The following is a 16,609-nucleotide window of genomic DNA, read 5'->3' as shown; positions in this document are numbered from 1 at the left end:
AAGTAATAATTTTATCAAACCCTTTTAATTCTCAAGATTAAATATAGTATCATACGCCAGATGTACAGCGGGCTGTCCAACAAGTTTAGACAGCCCGCTTTTGTTTAATCAGAGTTCACACTGTTTGGGGGCTTTATAGATTAGCATGTTACAGTGAACCCTGTGAATGCAAGATAAAAAAGCGTGATTGATCGATAGGATTGGCTGATCGTAAATGTAAACCGATTTCATTGCTTTCACTGCCTTCACAACAAATTTCTGGCCATTAGCCTTTTACCTGCTGTGAACCCTGTTTTTAGTTTTGTCATATAGGGGGATCGGATTGATTCCTGTCCTATAAAATATAGGGTATAAGCTAAAAAATACAGCCTATAGCCTGTCCGGGGAAAGCCTATAGGGTAGCAGGAAAAAGGTAGGCATCTATTCGGCAACCGATGCCTGTCTTTTCGGGAAGCGACTTGGCCCATTCCTTCGGCAAGGCCTTCCGCCTTCCCTTTCGCTTCACCTTCGGCGAGCCCTCTATTCTCCCTTCCAATTTGGAGGTGTAGATCGCGTCGTTTTGGATGTTGATGTCTTCTTCGCCCAGCATGACGGTCAGAAAACCGTCAAGCACATCGAAGTTTCATATTTTGGCATATTTAATAGGTTCACATTTTCCTTACAACGAAGCCCCGGAGATGTCGAACACCTCCGGGGCTTGTTTTGTGTCTGCCTTCGTCCTTCGCAGGGGAAAGGCAACATTCAATATACTTTAGTATTATTAATATTAAATCCGGCCGCCTGTTCGCCTGTCGCAGGGTAATTGCCGTTTCCACGGCGCGTGGCCAAACATTTTAGAATTATTTGATTATAAATTCAATCTTATTTTATGATAGCCTTTACAGCTTCTTCGCCTTCAACAGCTACTACGACCACACCCTGAGGAGCAGCGATTACAGCGTTGTCGGAAGTCAGAACCGTGTTGGCAACCGGCTGGCCTAAGATGTTGCTGATAACAACCTTCTTGCCTGCAGCGCCGGCTACTGTTACCTGACCTTCGCCTGCGATAACCATTACTTCAGATACTTCTACGCCTCCGTTGGCTGTAGGAGCTTCGGCTGCATTCACGGTTACCATCACACCTTCTTCCAATGTGCTGACAACCAACACACCGTTCAGGTTACGCAGGTAATCGTTGCCGCTCTTGATGTTGTAAACACCGGCAGCTTCGTCTTTAGCCTGCAAGAAATTGAAACGGAAGTCTGCCACGCCTTTCTTCGGTTCAGCGATTGTGGCTGTTTTTTTGCCATCCAATGTCAGCGTATCACCGGCAACGATCAAAGAATCGGCACCGTAACGAAGTGCTTCGCGGAAGATTACGCGGGTTGCACCGTAAGCCTTGTACTGTTCTTTGTCTACTGTTGCGTTCTCTGCAGAATCGGTAGCATTGTACATATACAGTCTGTGAGCTTCAACACCGGCTTCTTCATCGGCAGAAACACCTTTTGTCACATAGTAATAAGGAGCGACCAATACCTCACCGTTGCGTTCGTAAGCAGCAGTATCTAACCAGAATGTAAAGTCTTCACTTGTATAATTAGCTGATTTCAGTGCATTTTCAGCTACAACCAATGCTTCGTTCTTGGCATTTACTGTGACGAACTGGTTGTTTGTTGTTTCCAACTGGATATGTTTCGGCATTGAGAACAAGCTCTGCGGATCTTCTTCTTCGGCAACGTAGAAGAGATCGTATTTAGCAGTACCCAAAGTAAACCTTTCCAAATCGCCCGTGTTTGTATTCACCGTAATCATGCTATTCTTCATCGCATCGGGAACAGTGTTTGTAGAGGTTACAGTTGCATTATCTGCCGTCTGACCCGGTACAGATGAATATTCGCAAGAAACTGCGATTTCATTCAATTTCTTACTCTGGTCAGCTGCGACTTTCACTCTCGGGAATGTAGGCATGATAACATATTTGTCAGCCGCTTCTGTAGGAATGAATGCGAAACCTGTTGCAATAAAACTCTTAGTTGTGACTTTGCTAGTCTCATAATTATACTGAACCGTATAATTATATATTTCAGGATCAGCAGTTAAAATATAGCGACCATCTTTATCCATGATCAAGTATTCACCCTTATCAGTCTCGATCGTATAAACATCCCAAGCCAAAGGATCCACAGCATCTTTTATAGCTGTTTCTTCAAATTTGAGTGTATTTACACGTTTCATTGTATAGAGGACTTCTCCTGCCTTCAATGTCATTGTGCTATCTTTTTTCATGTGCAAGAACATATCATCATTCAGCAACGGAGATGCAGACTGAATCTTAAATTGTTTATTAGCCAATGCATGGTCATTTGCATGATATCCGATATACTGAGCTGCACCCTTGTATTCGATGTTTGCATCAACAAATTTAAGAGTGTCGTCACCAAATACGATATTGCCATTCGCCAAAGAATCAGCAACACCTTCCCAAGTAGTTATACCATTATAACGTGTCTTAACAGTGTAATTGCCATTATCAGTACCAGGAGTTGCATATACTACAAACTGTGAGAATACGTTGAAGTCCTGACCTTCTGCCAAATACTTAGCTTGATTCGGGAAATTGTAGTCAAAGAACCTACCATAACCCGGGTTCTTTGCAGTACCAGCATCATTATATTCGTTCATATTAGCCACATAATACACCTTGTTCGGAGCGATCTTGGCTGTACCACCGATATTTCCGGGGGTCGGCTGAATAAGAGGTTCAACAACATAAGCTTTATTAGCTAACTCAGCTGTCTTCTCTACAGTCAATACTGTCGCATTAGCCAAATTACGCAGGATCACTTGACCATCATAAGTAGTAGCTGCATCCTTCCAATTAGAACCGTTCTGTTTAGTAGCATTATAAGTCGGTACTTTAGCTATCGACAAGACAAGAGAGTCTTTTGCCACTACATAGTCTGCTTTAAACTCATAGAACTCCTTTACTCTTTGGAAAGCAGGATCATTTTCATTTACACCGGCAGGAAGTGTCGACTTCTTATATACAGTATCCACATTCAACACAAATGCCGGGTCGGCCGTAGAAGTGGTACCAGAATAAAGAGCCGTATCAACAACCAAATATTTTCCGGAAGCATTCTTTAAGTTCAGATAATTACTAGTCGTTGAACCAATCTTTGTTTCCGCTGTCCAAGTATTAGCAGTCAAAATATTTGTATTTCCAGTAGAAACATCCTTGCCACCATTGAAATACAATTTACCCTTTGTCAGAGTGTTGAACTCGTCGGCTGTCAAAGTATGTTCAATATTAAGTGCTGTATAACCAACTGGCAGATATGTAACCTGACCTGTTGCTGTTTTATGAGCAGCGGCCAACTTCAAACCTGTAGTAAAGTAAAAAGTAGAGTCACCCACAACGGCATACAAACCTTTTGTTGCATCCCAAGCCCAAGTTGAATTACCGGCACCGATCTTTGCAGCAGCAGAGGATACAACAATGCCATCTGAATCAGCGTCTTTAGTATCATTCTGCAACTTCACTGACAACATCTGGCCTGTTTTCTTGTTTTGAAACTTGTAAGTCGGTACACCTGTTATATCCGCACCAGGGATAACAGTCACTTTCCACAAAGCAGCGTTAATTACATCCATTGATGACGTAGCGATCGGCGTTGTCCCTTCCTTCAAAGTTCCATCTGCGTCAATGGTCATAACACCGGAACCAACTTCCAAAAACGTAAACTCCCCATCCTTGACAGCTCCCGGACCAGCAGCAGCCATCACATTGAAGGAGAATCCACCGGCCACCAGAGCGGCAGCCAAAAGAGTAGAAAATCTCTTGTTCATAATCATTAAAAATTAATTGTTAATAAAATAGTGTTTAAAAATCCAACAACTAATTTTACGAAGGAGAGAACAACTCCCCCGCGAATGCTTATGAACGGGCATAAAAAAACGCGGGCCTGTTGTCTATTATCACCCTGTAGGTATCGGCAAACACCCGTGTAACAATAATAGAACAAAAGCCCGCGCCTTATACGATATAAAACAATCTTCCCATAAAAATGGTAGATGAACTTATACGTAACCAGCGCAAGCATTTACTGTCCATTATTCCGTTACACTTAAAATTTTGCCGATTTTACATGGTAGAATAATCTTCGTAAAATGCTTACAATATGTAATTGATCCCGCGTTCCGTGGGCCGCTGCCCACTACGGAATCGTTGCAAAGGTAAATAGGTTTTCCGAATCAACAAGGAAAAATGCCCACAATTTTCCAAAATAGATGAGTTACAGGACAAAACAATACCGTTTGGACAACATATTCCCTTAGTTTAGGGATAAAAGACAAGTAAGTTGAAGCAAAAAAAGGCAATGGAACTAAATCATGCTGAAAGGAATGATGCTGACGTATGTTTCTTAACATACTCTTTTGTATGACATAATGTTATCCTTATTCCTTATCTTTGGGACAAGGACGTAAGAAACGCTTACAGTCTGCTAATTTTAAATCTGAATGAAGATGAGACCGGAAGATTACATCACCCGTGAGGGGAAGTATGGTGCACACAACTATCATCCCCTGCCTGTCGTTCTCCAGAAGGGAGAAGGAGTTTATGTTTGGGACGTGGAAGGAAAACGATATTTTGACTTCCTGTCCGGCTATTCCGCCCTGAGCCAGGGACATTGCCATCCGAAGATCATTAAGGCTCTTACCGACCAGGCACAGCAGTTGACGCTGGTGTCGCGTGCTTTCCATGCCGATGTGCTGGGAGAGTACATGGAGTTTGCCTGCAAGTTCTTCGGATATGATAAGCTGCTGCCGATGAACACCGGCGCCGAGGCTGTCGAAACGGCTCTGAAGCTGGCGCGCCGCTGGGGGTATCGGGTGAAGGGGGTCGCCCCCGAACGGGCGAAGATCGTCGTTTGCAGCGAGAACTTCCACGGGCGGACGATCACGATCATTTCCATGAGTACGGACCCCGGTTCGTATGCGGACTTCGGACCTTATACGCCCGGTTTTATCAAAGTGCAATATAATAATGTAGCCGAACTGGAAGAAGCGTTGAAAGACCCGGATGTGGTCAGTTTCCTGTTGGAACCGATACAGGGGGAGGCCGGCGTGGTCGTCCCCGATGAAGGGTATCTGCGTAAATGCTATGACCTTTGCCGGCAACATAACGTCCTCTTTATCGCCGACGAGATCCAGACGGGTATCGGGCGTACCGGCAAACTGCTTGCCTGCGATTACGAGGATGTCCATCCTGACATTCTGATTTTAGGAAAGGCTTTGTCTGGCGGCGTTACGCCTGTTTCGGTGGTCTTTGCGGATGACGAGATCATGTTGACGATCGCTCCGGGCGAACACGGATCGACCTATGGCGGCAATCCGCTGGCTGCCCGTGTGGCGATAGCTGCCCTCGAGGTGGTGCGCGACGAGCATCTTTCGGAGAACGCTTTCGAGATGGGGGCTTTGTTCCGAGGCGAGATGGAGAAGATCGACAACCCGATGATCCGGCAAGTGCGCGGAAAAGGATTGCTGAACGCTGTCGTGACTGAACCGAAGGATGGAAAAGTCGCCTGGGACATCTGCCTCGCCCTGAAAGAGAACGGGCTGATCGCCAAGCCTACGCACGACCATATCATCCGTTTCACTCCGCCGTTGGTCATCGACCGGGACCAGATGATGGAGGCTGTCGGTATTATTAAAGATACATTCGCTCAATTTTGATTGCCTATGAAGATAAATGTGATAGGAGTCCCCCTCAACTTAGGGTGCGACCGCGAAGGTGTGGAGCGCGCCCCGAACCACCTGCGTGAACGGGGGCTGATGAAGCTGATCCGTAAAAACGGCCATCGGGCTTTCGATCTGGGTAACCTGTATGTCCCTCCGGTTTCGGAAGCGGATAAGTTTGTCCGCGGACAGAGCCTGAAATATTTAGACGCGATTGTCGAAGTCAATAACAACCTCGCCGAGTTGGTCTACGACATCTTGCGCGGCGGTGCTTTCCCGCTGGTGATCGGCGGCGATCATTCGTTGGGCCTGGGTAGTGCGTCCGGGGTGGGGAAGAGTTTCGACGATTTCGGTATCATCTGGCTGGATGCGCATGGCGACATCAATACGAGCGAGACTTCCCCCAGCGGCAATATCCACGGAATGCCGCTTAGCGCCTTGATGGGGATGGGCAGCGAGGAATTAGTCAATATCTATGCCCCCGGCAATAAGGTGAACCCGCAGAATGTCTTTTTAGTCGGGACCCGCAGCTTAGATGAAGGGGAGCAGGCGTTGATCGAGCGTGAGCAGCTAAGTGTCTACACGATGGACACGATCCACCTCAAAGGCATCGGCTTTGTTGCCGAAGATATCAAGCGGAAGTTGAAGGAGCGGAAGATACGCAACGTCCATTTCAGTATAGATGTGGACAGCATCGATCCCCGCTTTGCTCCCGGCACGGGTACACGTGTGTGCGAAGGGCTGATGCCGGACGAGTTCAAGGACTTCGTCGAACATATACTCTCCACCAACCTGATCAAGTCGATGGACCTGGTGGAACTGAATCCGGATCTGGATGTGAACGACCAGACAACCAATCTCTGCCTCGATATCATCGATTATATAACGGCCCGCCTGTAAGGGGACTCTATTGGAAAAGAAAGTTCCAAGGCTGAAACTTTTTGGAACTCCAAGAGCCGCTCCTGAAGCGGAGTGCATATTTGGAAACGTTTCTTTAGAACGGATAGCCGATTGCCAGGTGGACGCCCATTCCGTCTTTAAAGTCCGGGATATTGTAATAGCCTTTCTTTCCCGTGTCGTACGGAACATGCAACCCGATTCCCCAATCTAAGCGGATAATGAGGAAAGTCAGGTCGTAGCGCAACCCGACGCCTGTGCCCAAAGCAAGGTCTTTCAAGAAACGCCCCCATTTCAACTGCCCGCCGGGACGGCTTTTGTCGTAGCGCAGTAGCCAGACGTTACCGGCATCGAGGAAGGTCGCGCCATGCAGGTCGCCTAAGATCGGGAAACGGTATTCCAGATTGGCTTCGAACTTGATGTCGCCGGTTTGGTCTAAGTAGCCGTATTTGGAGTCGGTGGGGCGATAGCTGCCCGGCCCGATGCTCCGGATCGTGAAGGCGCGGATACTGTTGGCGCCGCCGATGTAGAACTGTTCGCTGTAAGGTGTCGTGATCGAGTTGCCGTAGCTGTAGGCGATCCCGCCCATCAGGCGGCCTACCAGGTGCTGTTTCTTCCCGAGATAATAGTTGTACCGTATTTCGCTGGTCAATTTGGCAAACTGGGCGAAACGGTTTCCCAATAGCTTCTTGTCCCGTTTGTTAAAGTCTTTACCTGCGATGGCATAGGCGGCATCGAGGATAAGGCCGGCTTGCGTGACGGACGATTGCCACCAGAGATGATTCTTTTTGGTGGTGATGGATGCATCGTCATACGTATAGGTATAGCCCATAGCCGGGATGAACTGGTTCTCGAGGCTTCGCCCTAACGCTTTGTTGACGTCTACGATGGAGTCGAATTCATGTGTCGTATGCTGCAACAGCGAATAGGTCAGCTTGAACGGCGTCACCGAATGGTGGCTGGTTGCCGACGGTTGGAACTCGTACGAGGCGCTTCCGCCGAATGCCAGCATCTTGAAGAACTTGGCACGGTTCAGCTGATCCGCATAAATACGGAAAGAGGTGCTGGACGGGTACTTCAAGTCTTTCTTCATCAGGCTGGGGAATAGCACTTGCGGGAAAGTAAGCGTACCGCTGACGCCGAACTCCCAGCTGTTGATCCTCGAACTGCTTCCTGACACACGTTTGCCGGTCTGCCATTCGTAGGAACCGCGCATGCTGACGCCAAATGTCTCTCCTCCGCCGAAGACGTTCCGTTTGGTGACGCTGAAGATGGCGCCCGGACCAGTCTGGTCGTTGCTCTTGGTGGTCACGTTCAGTTCCAGCTCTCCGTCCAGCGGAAGGTCGTAGACTGTGTTGATCTGCAGGTTCAGCGTATCGCAGCGGCGGGCGGTATCTTTGGGCGTATATTGCATTTCCGAATAGCGGAAGATGCCCAGGCGGGAGAAGTTCGTTTGCGTCTTTTCCTGTTGTTGCTGTGAATAGAAGTCGCCGGAGCGGAATTTCAGCCGGTCGTACAAGACACGTGGACGGACGCGCAGTTTCCCTTCGTAAAAGATGTTCATCTCTTTATACCGGATGGAGTCAGTCGGCGGCTCGTTGTTGTAGCCGTTCAGGTAGACCGATATATCGCCGATTTTCCAGGGGCGCAGCACGGTGCGGGGCAGGCCCGGCTTTGTGGAGATGCGGAGCGCCACCTTTCCGGGATTCATGACCGTATCGGCCTGGTAGCTGATAAATTCGGGACGGAAATAGTAATATCCGTTGTTGCGGAGCAGGGAGGAGATGCGCTGCCGTTCGGCTTCGAGCTGTACGACGTTGAAGTTATCGCCGTCATGCAGCAGGCGGTCGCCGATGTGCCGTTGTATCAGGGTATCGATCCGGTGACGCAGGCGGACATAGGCGATGCTGTCGTATGTGTAGGCATTGTTCATTTCCACTTTGTAGCTGATCTTTGCCTTTTTAGGGTTCTTGGGGTCCGGTTCCACTTCAAAAGAGGTGGCTCCGTTGAAGTAGCCGTATTCGCGGAGGAGGTTATAGGCGACCTTTGTCCGGACTTCCGGATTGACCGTGTTGATGAAGACGGGCTTGGCCGCCAGTTTATTGAAGATCCATTTGTTGAGCTTCCCCCTTTTGTGTACGAACGCATTATATACCCATAGCCCGAACGGGAAAGGAATGCGAATGGACGAACTGCCGAGCAGGGCGTTGTTGGGCGGATAGGCGAGGGCGGCTTCCACTTCCGTCAGAGCCTCTTCTCCCTCCTTGCTCTTGTCTTCATTCGTCACTTCAATCTTCTTGATCCCCGTATATAAAACTTCCCCCTCCGGCAGATTCTTCGTAGTGGAGCAGGAGGCAAGGAGGAATAACGAAATATATGCAATATACTTGATGTGTTTCATTTCTTCTCTTCAGTTTGTTTGTCGTCCGTTACCGGCTTGGGTTTATTCTTTTTGAAGATGAAGAGTTCACGGAGGTGGAGCATCTTTTTGCGCAGGACGATACCTGCGCCGGTCTCCGTGATCTCGCCTTCTAACAGGCTCTCGTAGTTTTTGTCGTGGAAGAGTTTGATGTAACGGGTTCCGCTGCCGTCGAGGCGGTATTCGATCGAGACGTTGTCGATGAACTGTTGCGATTGCCCGGTGCCTGCATCCTGCCCGGTCGAAACGCGTCCGCCCAGTATGATGCTGATCCGGTCGTTGTAGAACCGTTTGGCAAAGCGGAAGGAAAAGTCTGTCCGTTCCCCGCCCGATCCCGTGCCGTTTTGGTCGTACTGCTCCATGCCTAAGGTGATATCCACGGACTTCAAGGCGCTACCCGCGATGTTGTTGATCTCGCTTTGCAGGAAGCTGTTCAGGGCGGCGCCCATATCGAGGCTCGGTTTCTTTCCGCCTCCGCCGACATCACTCATGTTGAGGTACATTCCCGTGACAAGCATCGTGACGGCGATCTGAGACCGTTGCCCTTCGCCCATCTTCTCCAGCTCCTGTTGCATGGAGGGATCTTCCGGCGCAGAGAGGATAAATTGCAGTTGCAAGTTCTCCAACGTCTGTTTGATAGCCACACCGACGTTGAAGGTGACTAACCGTGAGCTGCCGTCGTCCTGTGTGACGGATGCCCGCATCCGCTCGGTTGCCGTCAGGTTCAGCATCGGGTCCATCGGGTCGCCGCTCCATTGGACGTAACTTCCGTCCTGTATCGTAAACTCCTTGAGCGGAATGATCGGCATGGCATATTTTACCATACCGCCCGAAAGCGTATACCGCCCGTTCAGGATCATTTCTCCTTGTGTCGTGTATTGGAACGACAAGTCGCCGCCGCCTTCCAGTTCCACGCGGCTCGATTGGTCGGGGGTGATATCGGCGTTCAGGCGTACGGCCTGGTCGATCCGGATGGTCATCAGCATATCCAGGCCGCCGATAGGCAGGGGCGCTTCGGGACGGTGACGGCGGTTCAGCAACGTGTCGGAGAAGTCGGTAAAGGTCACAAGGTCCGCCAGGCGGTCCTGTGCCGTAAGAGCGGATTCCTGCATCACGTAAGTGACATTTGTCCCGCCTAACAGTTGCAAATCCCCTCGCATGACCAAGGCATCGAGCGGCCCTTTCACCGTCGAGTTGAGGTTGACGAGCAACTTGCCGTACACCATGCTTTCCTTATTACGCTTCACGTTCAGCAGTTGCATGTCGTGAGCCGTCAGCTTCAGGTTCGCCATCATCCGGGAAGGATTGTGGATGTCGATCGTCCCGTCGATAACAAACGGGTTAGTCCCCGAAGCATAGATGTTGTATTTATCGAAACTGACCAGGTTATCCTTGACCTTGATATCCTGCTTGTCGAAGCGGAAGGAAGAACCGACCGCCGTGACAAATACCGCCGAGCTGTCCATCCGCACGTACCCGTTGACGGCAGGGGCCGAGGTGGTCCCGGTTATCGCCAGCTCCCCTTGCAAGGCTCCCGTCAGTTTGGCCATGTTGTCCGGTATGAACGGGTTTACCATCTCCAACGGCAGAGCGGTGATATTCATATTCCCGTCTAAGTAATCCGTTTTCCCCATTTTGTAGTAGGCATTGATAGCCGCCACCTCGTTACGGTCGCGGAAAAGATGCATATCGACCTGGTGCTCGTTGTCGCTAAGCGGCAGGTAGACGGTGTTGAACATCAGTTCGCCCACCCGTCCCCCTTCATAGAAGAGGCTGTCGATATGGGCGTCCGCCACCACCATGAAGCTGCTGTCCGAAGGAGCATATTGCAAGTCGGCGCTAAGCATCCCCCGCATGGCTGGCAGTTCCGGGAACCCTTTTGTGATCGCATCCAGGTCTATCTGGCTCAATTCGGCATGAATTTCTTCCGTCCCTTCTCCTCCTGCGAGCGAATGGATCCAGAGCGAAGCATTGTTATCGCCTGTCAGCCGGACATCGGCGGCAATATTTTTTATGTTGCGGTACAGGATGTAATTATCGGCATTCAGTTTGAACGTGCGGAAAGCCAATACCGGATTTTCCGGGAAGAGATGCAGGCGCAGGCCTTCCCGTTCCTTATCGAGACGGGCCCCTAACAAGATGCCGGTCTTCCCCTGTCCGTCGGTATAGGTCAGGCAGGCATCGGCAAAGGTATTACGGACCTTCCCTAACAAACTGGCCGTGAAAGGTTGTTGTTTCCTGTATTTGGTCTTGATGACTTTCGTATCGTACAACAAGCCGAGCGAATCCTGGCGGACAATGAAGCAGATCGTGTCGATCCGTGTCGTGTCCTGCATCAGGTTGAAGAGGTCGGCGTCGAGGAAAAAGCCCTTTTCCGGCGAAGTGCTGGCTTCGATATGCAGGTCGTCAAAAGTAATATAGTACTGTTGCAGGATATTGTAGATCGGATTGTCCTTGCCGGCCGTGATCTTCAGGTCCATGTCCGGCAGAAGCGGGCGGAAAGCGGGAATGTTGATCATCGAATCGCGCTCTAATTGCTGGGTGAGGCCTTCGTTTATTTTCGTGAACTTATCGGCCATCGTCTCGATGTCCGCATTACCGGTCAGGACGATTCCGAGGTCCCCGGCGTGGAAGGAGACGCGGGTGGTGTCTTGGTCGCTATGGGCGTGTAAAGTCAATGTCTTCGGGTGGAACTTGCCGGTCGGGTTTATCAGTTCCCAGTTACCGAGGGTTATATCCACCTGGTTGTTCTTCCCCATATCCGTTTCCGCCTCTGCGAACAACTGGAAGGAGGTAGCCAGCGAGTCGGTCATCAGGTGCATGCCGTACAGGTCCAGGTTTTGTACGTCGGCGATCAGCATCGCATTTACTTTCTTCTTGTGCAGGGTCGCATTCAGCGACATATCCATCTTCGCAAGCGGATAATGGCTGATCAGGTCGAACTTCAACAGGTTCTTTTCCAGTGATCCATCCAGTTTTACGTCGGATACGGCGTATGTCCCATATTTGATATTCGTAATCTTCCCATCTAATTTAGCCCAGGTGGAAGCGCGGAACGGATCATACCCTTTTCCCTCGGCACGTATCGAGGCTGTCAGGTGGTAAAGGGAGTCTTTGGGCAGGAAGTCCGTCGGTCTCAGGCTGTCGACCTCCAGGTCGGCCAGATAAGACTCCTGTGCGGGGTTATAGCGGGCGGTCAGCCCGACCTTGCCTTTACCTTGTGTGAGCAAAAGGCCGGCGCGGTACTCTTGGTTCTGCAAAGTCGCTTCCCCTTTCAGCGTTATTGCCGGAAGGTTATAGCGTGAACGTTCGGATTCCGGCAGCATACTGAGGATAAAATCGAGGTTCCCGGTCTGTGCGTCCAACTGGAATTTACCCGAACGGCGGATGCTGTCTGTGACGGCTTTCATCTCTCCCGTTATATTCAGGTCGAAAGCACCGGGTAACGTACCTTTCAGCTGGCGCAGCCGCAAAGCCGCGAGGTTTCCTTCTACTCCGGCCGTCAGGCTGATTTCTTTTTGGGGATAGGCTTGCTTAAACTCATTAGGGAGCGGGCCGGCAAATATGAATACATCCTCTTTCCCAACCGAGGCGGTCAGCAGGGTGCGGAGCGTACCGCTTGGCGTATTGTCGAACGAGCTCCAGGGAATGGTTGCAAGCAGGCGGATCTCCGAGTAAGGCGTTTTCAGCAGAAGCCCCGGTACTTGTATTGTCGTGCTGTCACTGCTAATGTCTCCGGTCAGTGAACTCAGCGTTAGCCCGGAACGGTCGTTGGCCGAAAACTCTTTGATTTGTGCACGGATATCCCTGCCCCCGTACAGGAGCGAATCAATCCGGATGTTCACATCATTCAAGGTTATATGCGCCGGATCGAAGCCCGGCACCGGATCACTGTAGCTGCCGTCGTAGCCTAAGGAAGAACCGGACAAAAGAAACCGCGATGCACTGTAGCGCGCCGTTCCGAGGTCGACCAGCCCGTCAGTCAGTCCCGCTTTATCTATATAGGTCGAAAGACGTAGCGAATCGTCCGGCATCTGCATGGCAAAGGCCACCCGGTCCAGGTTGATCTCGTCCAGCTGCAGTTTCCAATGGACAGCCGTCGATGTCGTATCCTTATTTGTTGTCGTATCGTTCAGCAAGAGAGTGATAGCCGTGTCCGAAAGATCGATCTTGTTCAGCCGGGCAACCTCTTTTCCGAGGTCTATACGGTCTGCTTTGGCATAGAATTTCCCCAAGGTCCCTTTGATCTCAATCCCCTCGATCAGGTTGCCTGTGTTGGCTTTCACCCCCCTGAGGTCGATCGCATCCACCAACACTTCCTTTTTCAGCAATGGCAGGGGGCGGATGTTGACCTGGAAACTTTCGAGCAGCAACAACGTGTCGGGGGGCGTTATGACTCTCACCTCCCGTACCGTCAGGTTGAGCGGGAAAGAAAGACGTATCTGCCCGATCCCGATATTCATACCGGTAGCTTCACTGGCATATCTGGTGGCTAACCGCACAGCGAAATTCTGGAAGGGAGGTATATATAAAAGAATGGAAATCAAGATGACCAATCCGACCGGCATCAGGCATACGATTCCTATTCGCTTCATCCAACGTCTCATTTGTCCTTATTGTGTGTTTTCGTTATATGCATAACGGTTAAAGGGTCTGTTTTGTTTGACATTCCGTTAACAAAAATAGGGAATAAAATGAAAATAAAGAAGTAATATCGATAAAACGGTAATAATAACTGTTAGGAGCCGTTATATTAAGGCATAACATAAAAAGATGAAACGATGATTGGAATATCGGACCTGGAATATCTTTGTACGGAAGTACGGCAAATAGCCTGTAAAGCCGGTGCTTTCCTCCGCGACGAACGGCAAAAGTTCGACCGGGAGCGGGTAGAGGAAAAGAGTGCACACAATTATGTCTCGTATGTGGATAAAGAATCCGAACGGCGCTTAGTCGAACAACTTTCGGCGTTGCTTCCCGGAGCCGGGTTTATTGCCGAAGAAGGTTCGGGCAGCCTGACAGACGAGGACTACTGCTGGGTGATCGATCCGCTCGACGGGACTTCCAACTATATCCACGATATGGCCCCTTACTGTGTCAGCATCGCCCTGCGGAATAAGGAAGAATTGCTATTAGGCGTCGTGTATGAAGTCTGCCGCAATGAATGTTTTTATGCCTGGAAAGGAAGCAAGGCTTATCTGGACGGCAAAGAAATCCGTGTAACGGATGTCGCCGTCTTAGACAAGGCTTTTGTCGCACTCGGTTTCCCGTATGATTCCGACCACTACCGTCCGGTCGCTCAAAAGCTGGTAGACCGGTTGTATGGTTTTGCCGGAGGAACACGGTTGTTGGGATCTGCTGCGGCCGAGCTCTGCTACGTTGCCTGTGGCCGGTTCGATGCCCGGATAGAGGGATATCTCGGCCCGTGGGATGTGGCGGCAGGCGGTCTGATCCTGATGCAGGCGGGCGGCAAACTGACCGATTTTGCCGGTGGCGACACTTGGCCTTCAGCCGAGCAGGTGGTGGCAAGCAACGGGGTGATACACGACACGATCCTCCGCTTGCTGTAAATGGCTGGGCGTTTCTGGCACTTTGTTAAAGTTGCCGTCCGGAGGCTTATTCCTGCCCGTGCGTTTGTTCGGCTGGTTGCTAAAATAGACAATAACCCTTATTGGGGCGTTATTCTATTTGGAATGAAATTCCGGACGATTCATGTCTGACGTTTTTCTCTTTTCAGATCGGGATTAACCGCAACCAGTAAAACGCGATCGGCAGGAAATAGGAATACGGAGCCTTTTTGTTATCGAAAAGCAAGAAATCCTGACGTTGTGGAAAAACTAAACTCCCGGAGAATCGCCTGTAGCAAACGAATGTTGCCGCAGATCTGAATATACCAAAAGAGATTTGCCTCTTTACCGGCATGACGACCGTCCTCATCGTGGCGACGACCGTCTTCGTTGCGATGGCGACCGTCTTCATGGTCTGTGACCTTGGCTTCTCATGGCGATGACGACCGTCTTCGTGGTGAAAAACTGCGCACCTCATGGCGCCTCCCTCTCTTTTTCCGACAAAGAACCTGAATTTGTAACTATTTACAAAGTATGTGTTTTGTTGTTAACGAAACAATATTATACAAGAACCCCCTTCTCCGTAATATATTAAAATCATCTTCTATATCTTTTTATAACACTTACAGATGAGAAGTGGGACTTGACCCGATTTATCGTCCGTGCAGGATGCAATACCGGATCAAGCCCGACATGAATCGGATCAATCGTTCTCTACCACGCGGATCATGTCGAAGTAGAATTCGCCGGCCACTTCTGCTCCCTTTTCAACAGCTCCGGTTTTTGTGTCGTAGATGTAGATGATGGCATTGGCATCCGCTTCAGTGTTCACTCCGAAATAGGCTTTTTCGTCGAAGACTACAGAACGCTGTGAGAAACGGCCTCCACTGTAAGCAAGTTCTTTGCCGCCGTAGCTCAAGCGTGTCCTTTTGCTTGTGGCGAGGTCGATGATGGAGTAATAATGGCTATAGCTGTCGATCGCCGTGCCGGCAGCATCGTTGCGGGCATAAGCAAGAGCTTTTCCGTTGCCCAGATATTGGAGGGTAAGCAGTTTCCCGTCTGTGTCAGGATACCCTTCGTAGGTGGCGTCGAAGTCGGTTTCACCCTTGTTGATGCGCAACAAGTGGCCTTCTTCCATCTCTCCGGTGTCGGTGAGCGCGGCGAGGTAGAGGTTACCGTTCTCGTCATACATCACGCAGTCTTGCATAAGTTCCCCGTAGGCGCTTCCTGCCATTTCTCCGGCAAGCGAGTTGCGGGTGTTGCTTTCTACCGCCAAGGTGGAAGGATCGAGGACTGCCGTATAGAAGGCGGTGGTTGTCTTACCAGCCCTACCGGACTCGCCGTTTTTACCGTAATAGAAGTAGTATAGTTTTTCTGCCTTTTCATTATAGGTAAGGATGCCTGATGTCGTGAACTTCTTCGTCTCTTCCCCTTCAATCTCTGATTTTGGCAGTGGGATCTTCAAGGTACCTTCTTCGAGGATCGACATGTCGTCTGTGTTCAGTTTGCTCCAGATGATCTGGCTTGCGTCACCGTTGGCAGACATGATGACGAGCGTGTTGTCGTTGATCCAGGAATGTGTATAGGAACGTACCTTATAGGTGTTCGTCTTGAACGGACATGCTCCCGTTTCGGTTACCTTGTTATCCTTAATCTGATATTTCACGAAACGGTCGTTGCTTGAAGGGATCTGGTAGTAATATTTCCCTCTCGAGATGCTTTCCATCGAATAGTCTCCCAATTCGGTCCCTTCGCCTTTAATAGTGATGGTCCCCATATCGGCCGTCAGTTTATCGACACTGTTGACCACTGTCGTGTTCTTGCTGCTCATGCCGCCATGTTTGCCTACGGTTAGGAACAGGTCGAAATGATATTTGCTTTCATCACCGGTTACCGGCACGTCTTTTAAATCATCGTCATCGGAACAAGCCGTGAAACCAAGTGAGATCAGGGCTGTCATGAAGACAAGCAATGTGAATTTGAACTTCTTCATTTTTTTTGTTTTTAA

9 protein-coding genes are annotated in these 16,609 nt (G+C 49.9%); 3 read left to right on the top strand and 6 right to left on the bottom strand.

What is annotated here, in order from left to right; all coding sequences use genetic code 11:
* Positions 1-391: 391 nt before the first annotated feature.
* Positions 392-613, bottom strand: a complete 222-nt coding sequence (locus ACPYIV_RS13785; RefSeq protein WP_425883533.1) for a hypothetical protein — start codon at positions 611-613, stop codon at positions 392-394.
* Positions 614-861: 248 nt separating this feature from the next.
* The gene (locus ACPYIV_RS13780; protein ID WP_425883531.1) at positions 862-3,828 is read right to left on the bottom strand and encodes a DUF6383 domain-containing protein; all 2,967 of its coding nucleotides are present in this window, start codon (positions 3,826-3,828) and stop codon (positions 862-864) included.
* 678 nt (positions 3,829-4,506) lie between these two features.
* Here ACPYIV_RS13780 and rocD point away from each other — a divergent pair.
* Both rocD and rocF read left to right on the top strand, forming a co-directional pair.
* Positions 4,507-5,715, top strand: coding sequence for an ornithine--oxo-acid transaminase (gene rocD, locus ACPYIV_RS13775; protein ID WP_425883529.1), 1,209 nt, complete (start codon positions 4,507-4,509; stop codon positions 5,713-5,715).
* Positions 5,716-5,721: 6 nt separating this feature from the next.
* A complete protein-coding gene (gene rocF, locus ACPYIV_RS13770; protein WP_293732201.1) occupies positions 5,722-6,618 on the top strand; it encodes an arginase in 897 nt (298 codons plus the stop codon).
* Between the two features lie 94 nt (positions 6,619-6,712).
* On the opposite strand, the gene ACPYIV_RS13765 is transcribed toward rocF, so the two are convergent.
* Positions 6,713-9,016: a BamA/TamA family outer membrane protein gene (locus ACPYIV_RS13765; protein ID WP_425883527.1), complete on the bottom strand. Its 2,304-nt coding sequence runs from the start codon at positions 9,014-9,016 to the stop codon at positions 6,713-6,715.
* Entirely contained in the window at positions 9,013-13,641 is a 4,629-nt protein-coding gene (locus tag ACPYIV_RS13760; protein ID WP_425883525.1) for a translocation/assembly module TamB domain-containing protein, read from the bottom strand. The genes ACPYIV_RS13765 and ACPYIV_RS13760 overlap by 4 nt, the downstream gene beginning before the upstream one ends.
* A gap of 174 nt (positions 13,642-13,815) precedes the next feature.
* Here ACPYIV_RS13760 and ACPYIV_RS13755 point away from each other — a divergent pair, with 174 nt between their 5' ends.
* On the top strand, positions 13,816-14,604 hold the full coding sequence (locus tag ACPYIV_RS13755; protein WP_293741053.1) for an inositol monophosphatase family protein: 789 nt from the start codon (positions 13,816-13,818) through the stop codon (positions 14,602-14,604).
* Between the two features lie 163 nt (positions 14,605-14,767).
* Here ACPYIV_RS13755 and ACPYIV_RS13750 read toward each other — a convergent pair whose 3' ends face one another.
* Together ACPYIV_RS13750 and ACPYIV_RS13745 are read right to left on the bottom strand one after the other, a co-directional pair.
* On the bottom strand, positions 14,768-15,079 hold the full coding sequence (locus tag ACPYIV_RS13750) for a hypothetical protein (RefSeq protein ID WP_293734909.1): 312 nt from the start codon (positions 15,077-15,079) through the stop codon (positions 14,768-14,770).
* Between the two features lie 225 nt (positions 15,080-15,304).
* On the bottom strand, positions 15,305-16,594 hold the full coding sequence (locus ACPYIV_RS13745) for a hypothetical protein (RefSeq protein WP_293734910.1): 1,290 nt from the start codon (positions 16,592-16,594) through the stop codon (positions 15,305-15,307).
* Between the last annotated feature and the right edge of the window lie 15 nt (positions 16,595-16,609).

The organism is Parabacteroides vesiculifaciens, assembly GCF_049860805.1.
Lineage (GTDB): Bacteria > Bacteroidota > Bacteroidia > Bacteroidales > Tannerellaceae > Parabacteroides.
Note: the sequence above shows the minus strand (reverse complement) of the source record. Positions and strands in the feature narration are given on the sequence as shown.

What these genes read in the sequence shown, in the direction of transcription:
- ACPYIV_RS13760 (WP_425883525.1), bottom strand. Translation starts at nt 13,641, where the DNA reads ATGAGACGTTGGATGAAGCGAATAGGAATCGTATGCCTGATGCCGGTC.
- ACPYIV_RS13745 (WP_293734910.1), bottom strand. Translation starts at nt 16,594, where the DNA reads ATGAAGAAGTTCAAATTCACATTGCTTGTCTTCATGACAGCCCTGATC.
- rocF (WP_293732201.1), top strand. Translation starts at nt 5,722, where the DNA reads ATGAAGATAAATGTGATAGGAGTCCCCCTCAACTTAGGGTGCGACCGC.
- ACPYIV_RS13765 (WP_425883527.1), bottom strand. Translation starts at nt 9,016, where the DNA reads ATGAAACACATCAAGTATATTGCATATATTTCGTTATTCCTCCTTGCC.
- rocD (WP_425883529.1), top strand. Translation starts at nt 4,507, where the DNA reads ATGAGACCGGAAGATTACATCACCCGTGAGGGGAAGTATGGTGCACAC.
- ACPYIV_RS13750 (WP_293734909.1), bottom strand. Translation starts at nt 15,079, where the DNA reads ATGAGGTGCGCAGTTTTTCACCACGAAGACGGTCGTCATCGCCATGAG.
- ACPYIV_RS13780 (WP_425883531.1), bottom strand. Translation starts at nt 3,828, where the DNA reads ATGAACAAGAGATTTTCTACTCTTTTGGCTGCCGCTCTGGTGGCCGGT.
- ACPYIV_RS13755 (WP_293741053.1), top strand. Translation starts at nt 13,816, where the DNA reads ATGATTGGAATATCGGACCTGGAATATCTTTGTACGGAAGTACGGCAA.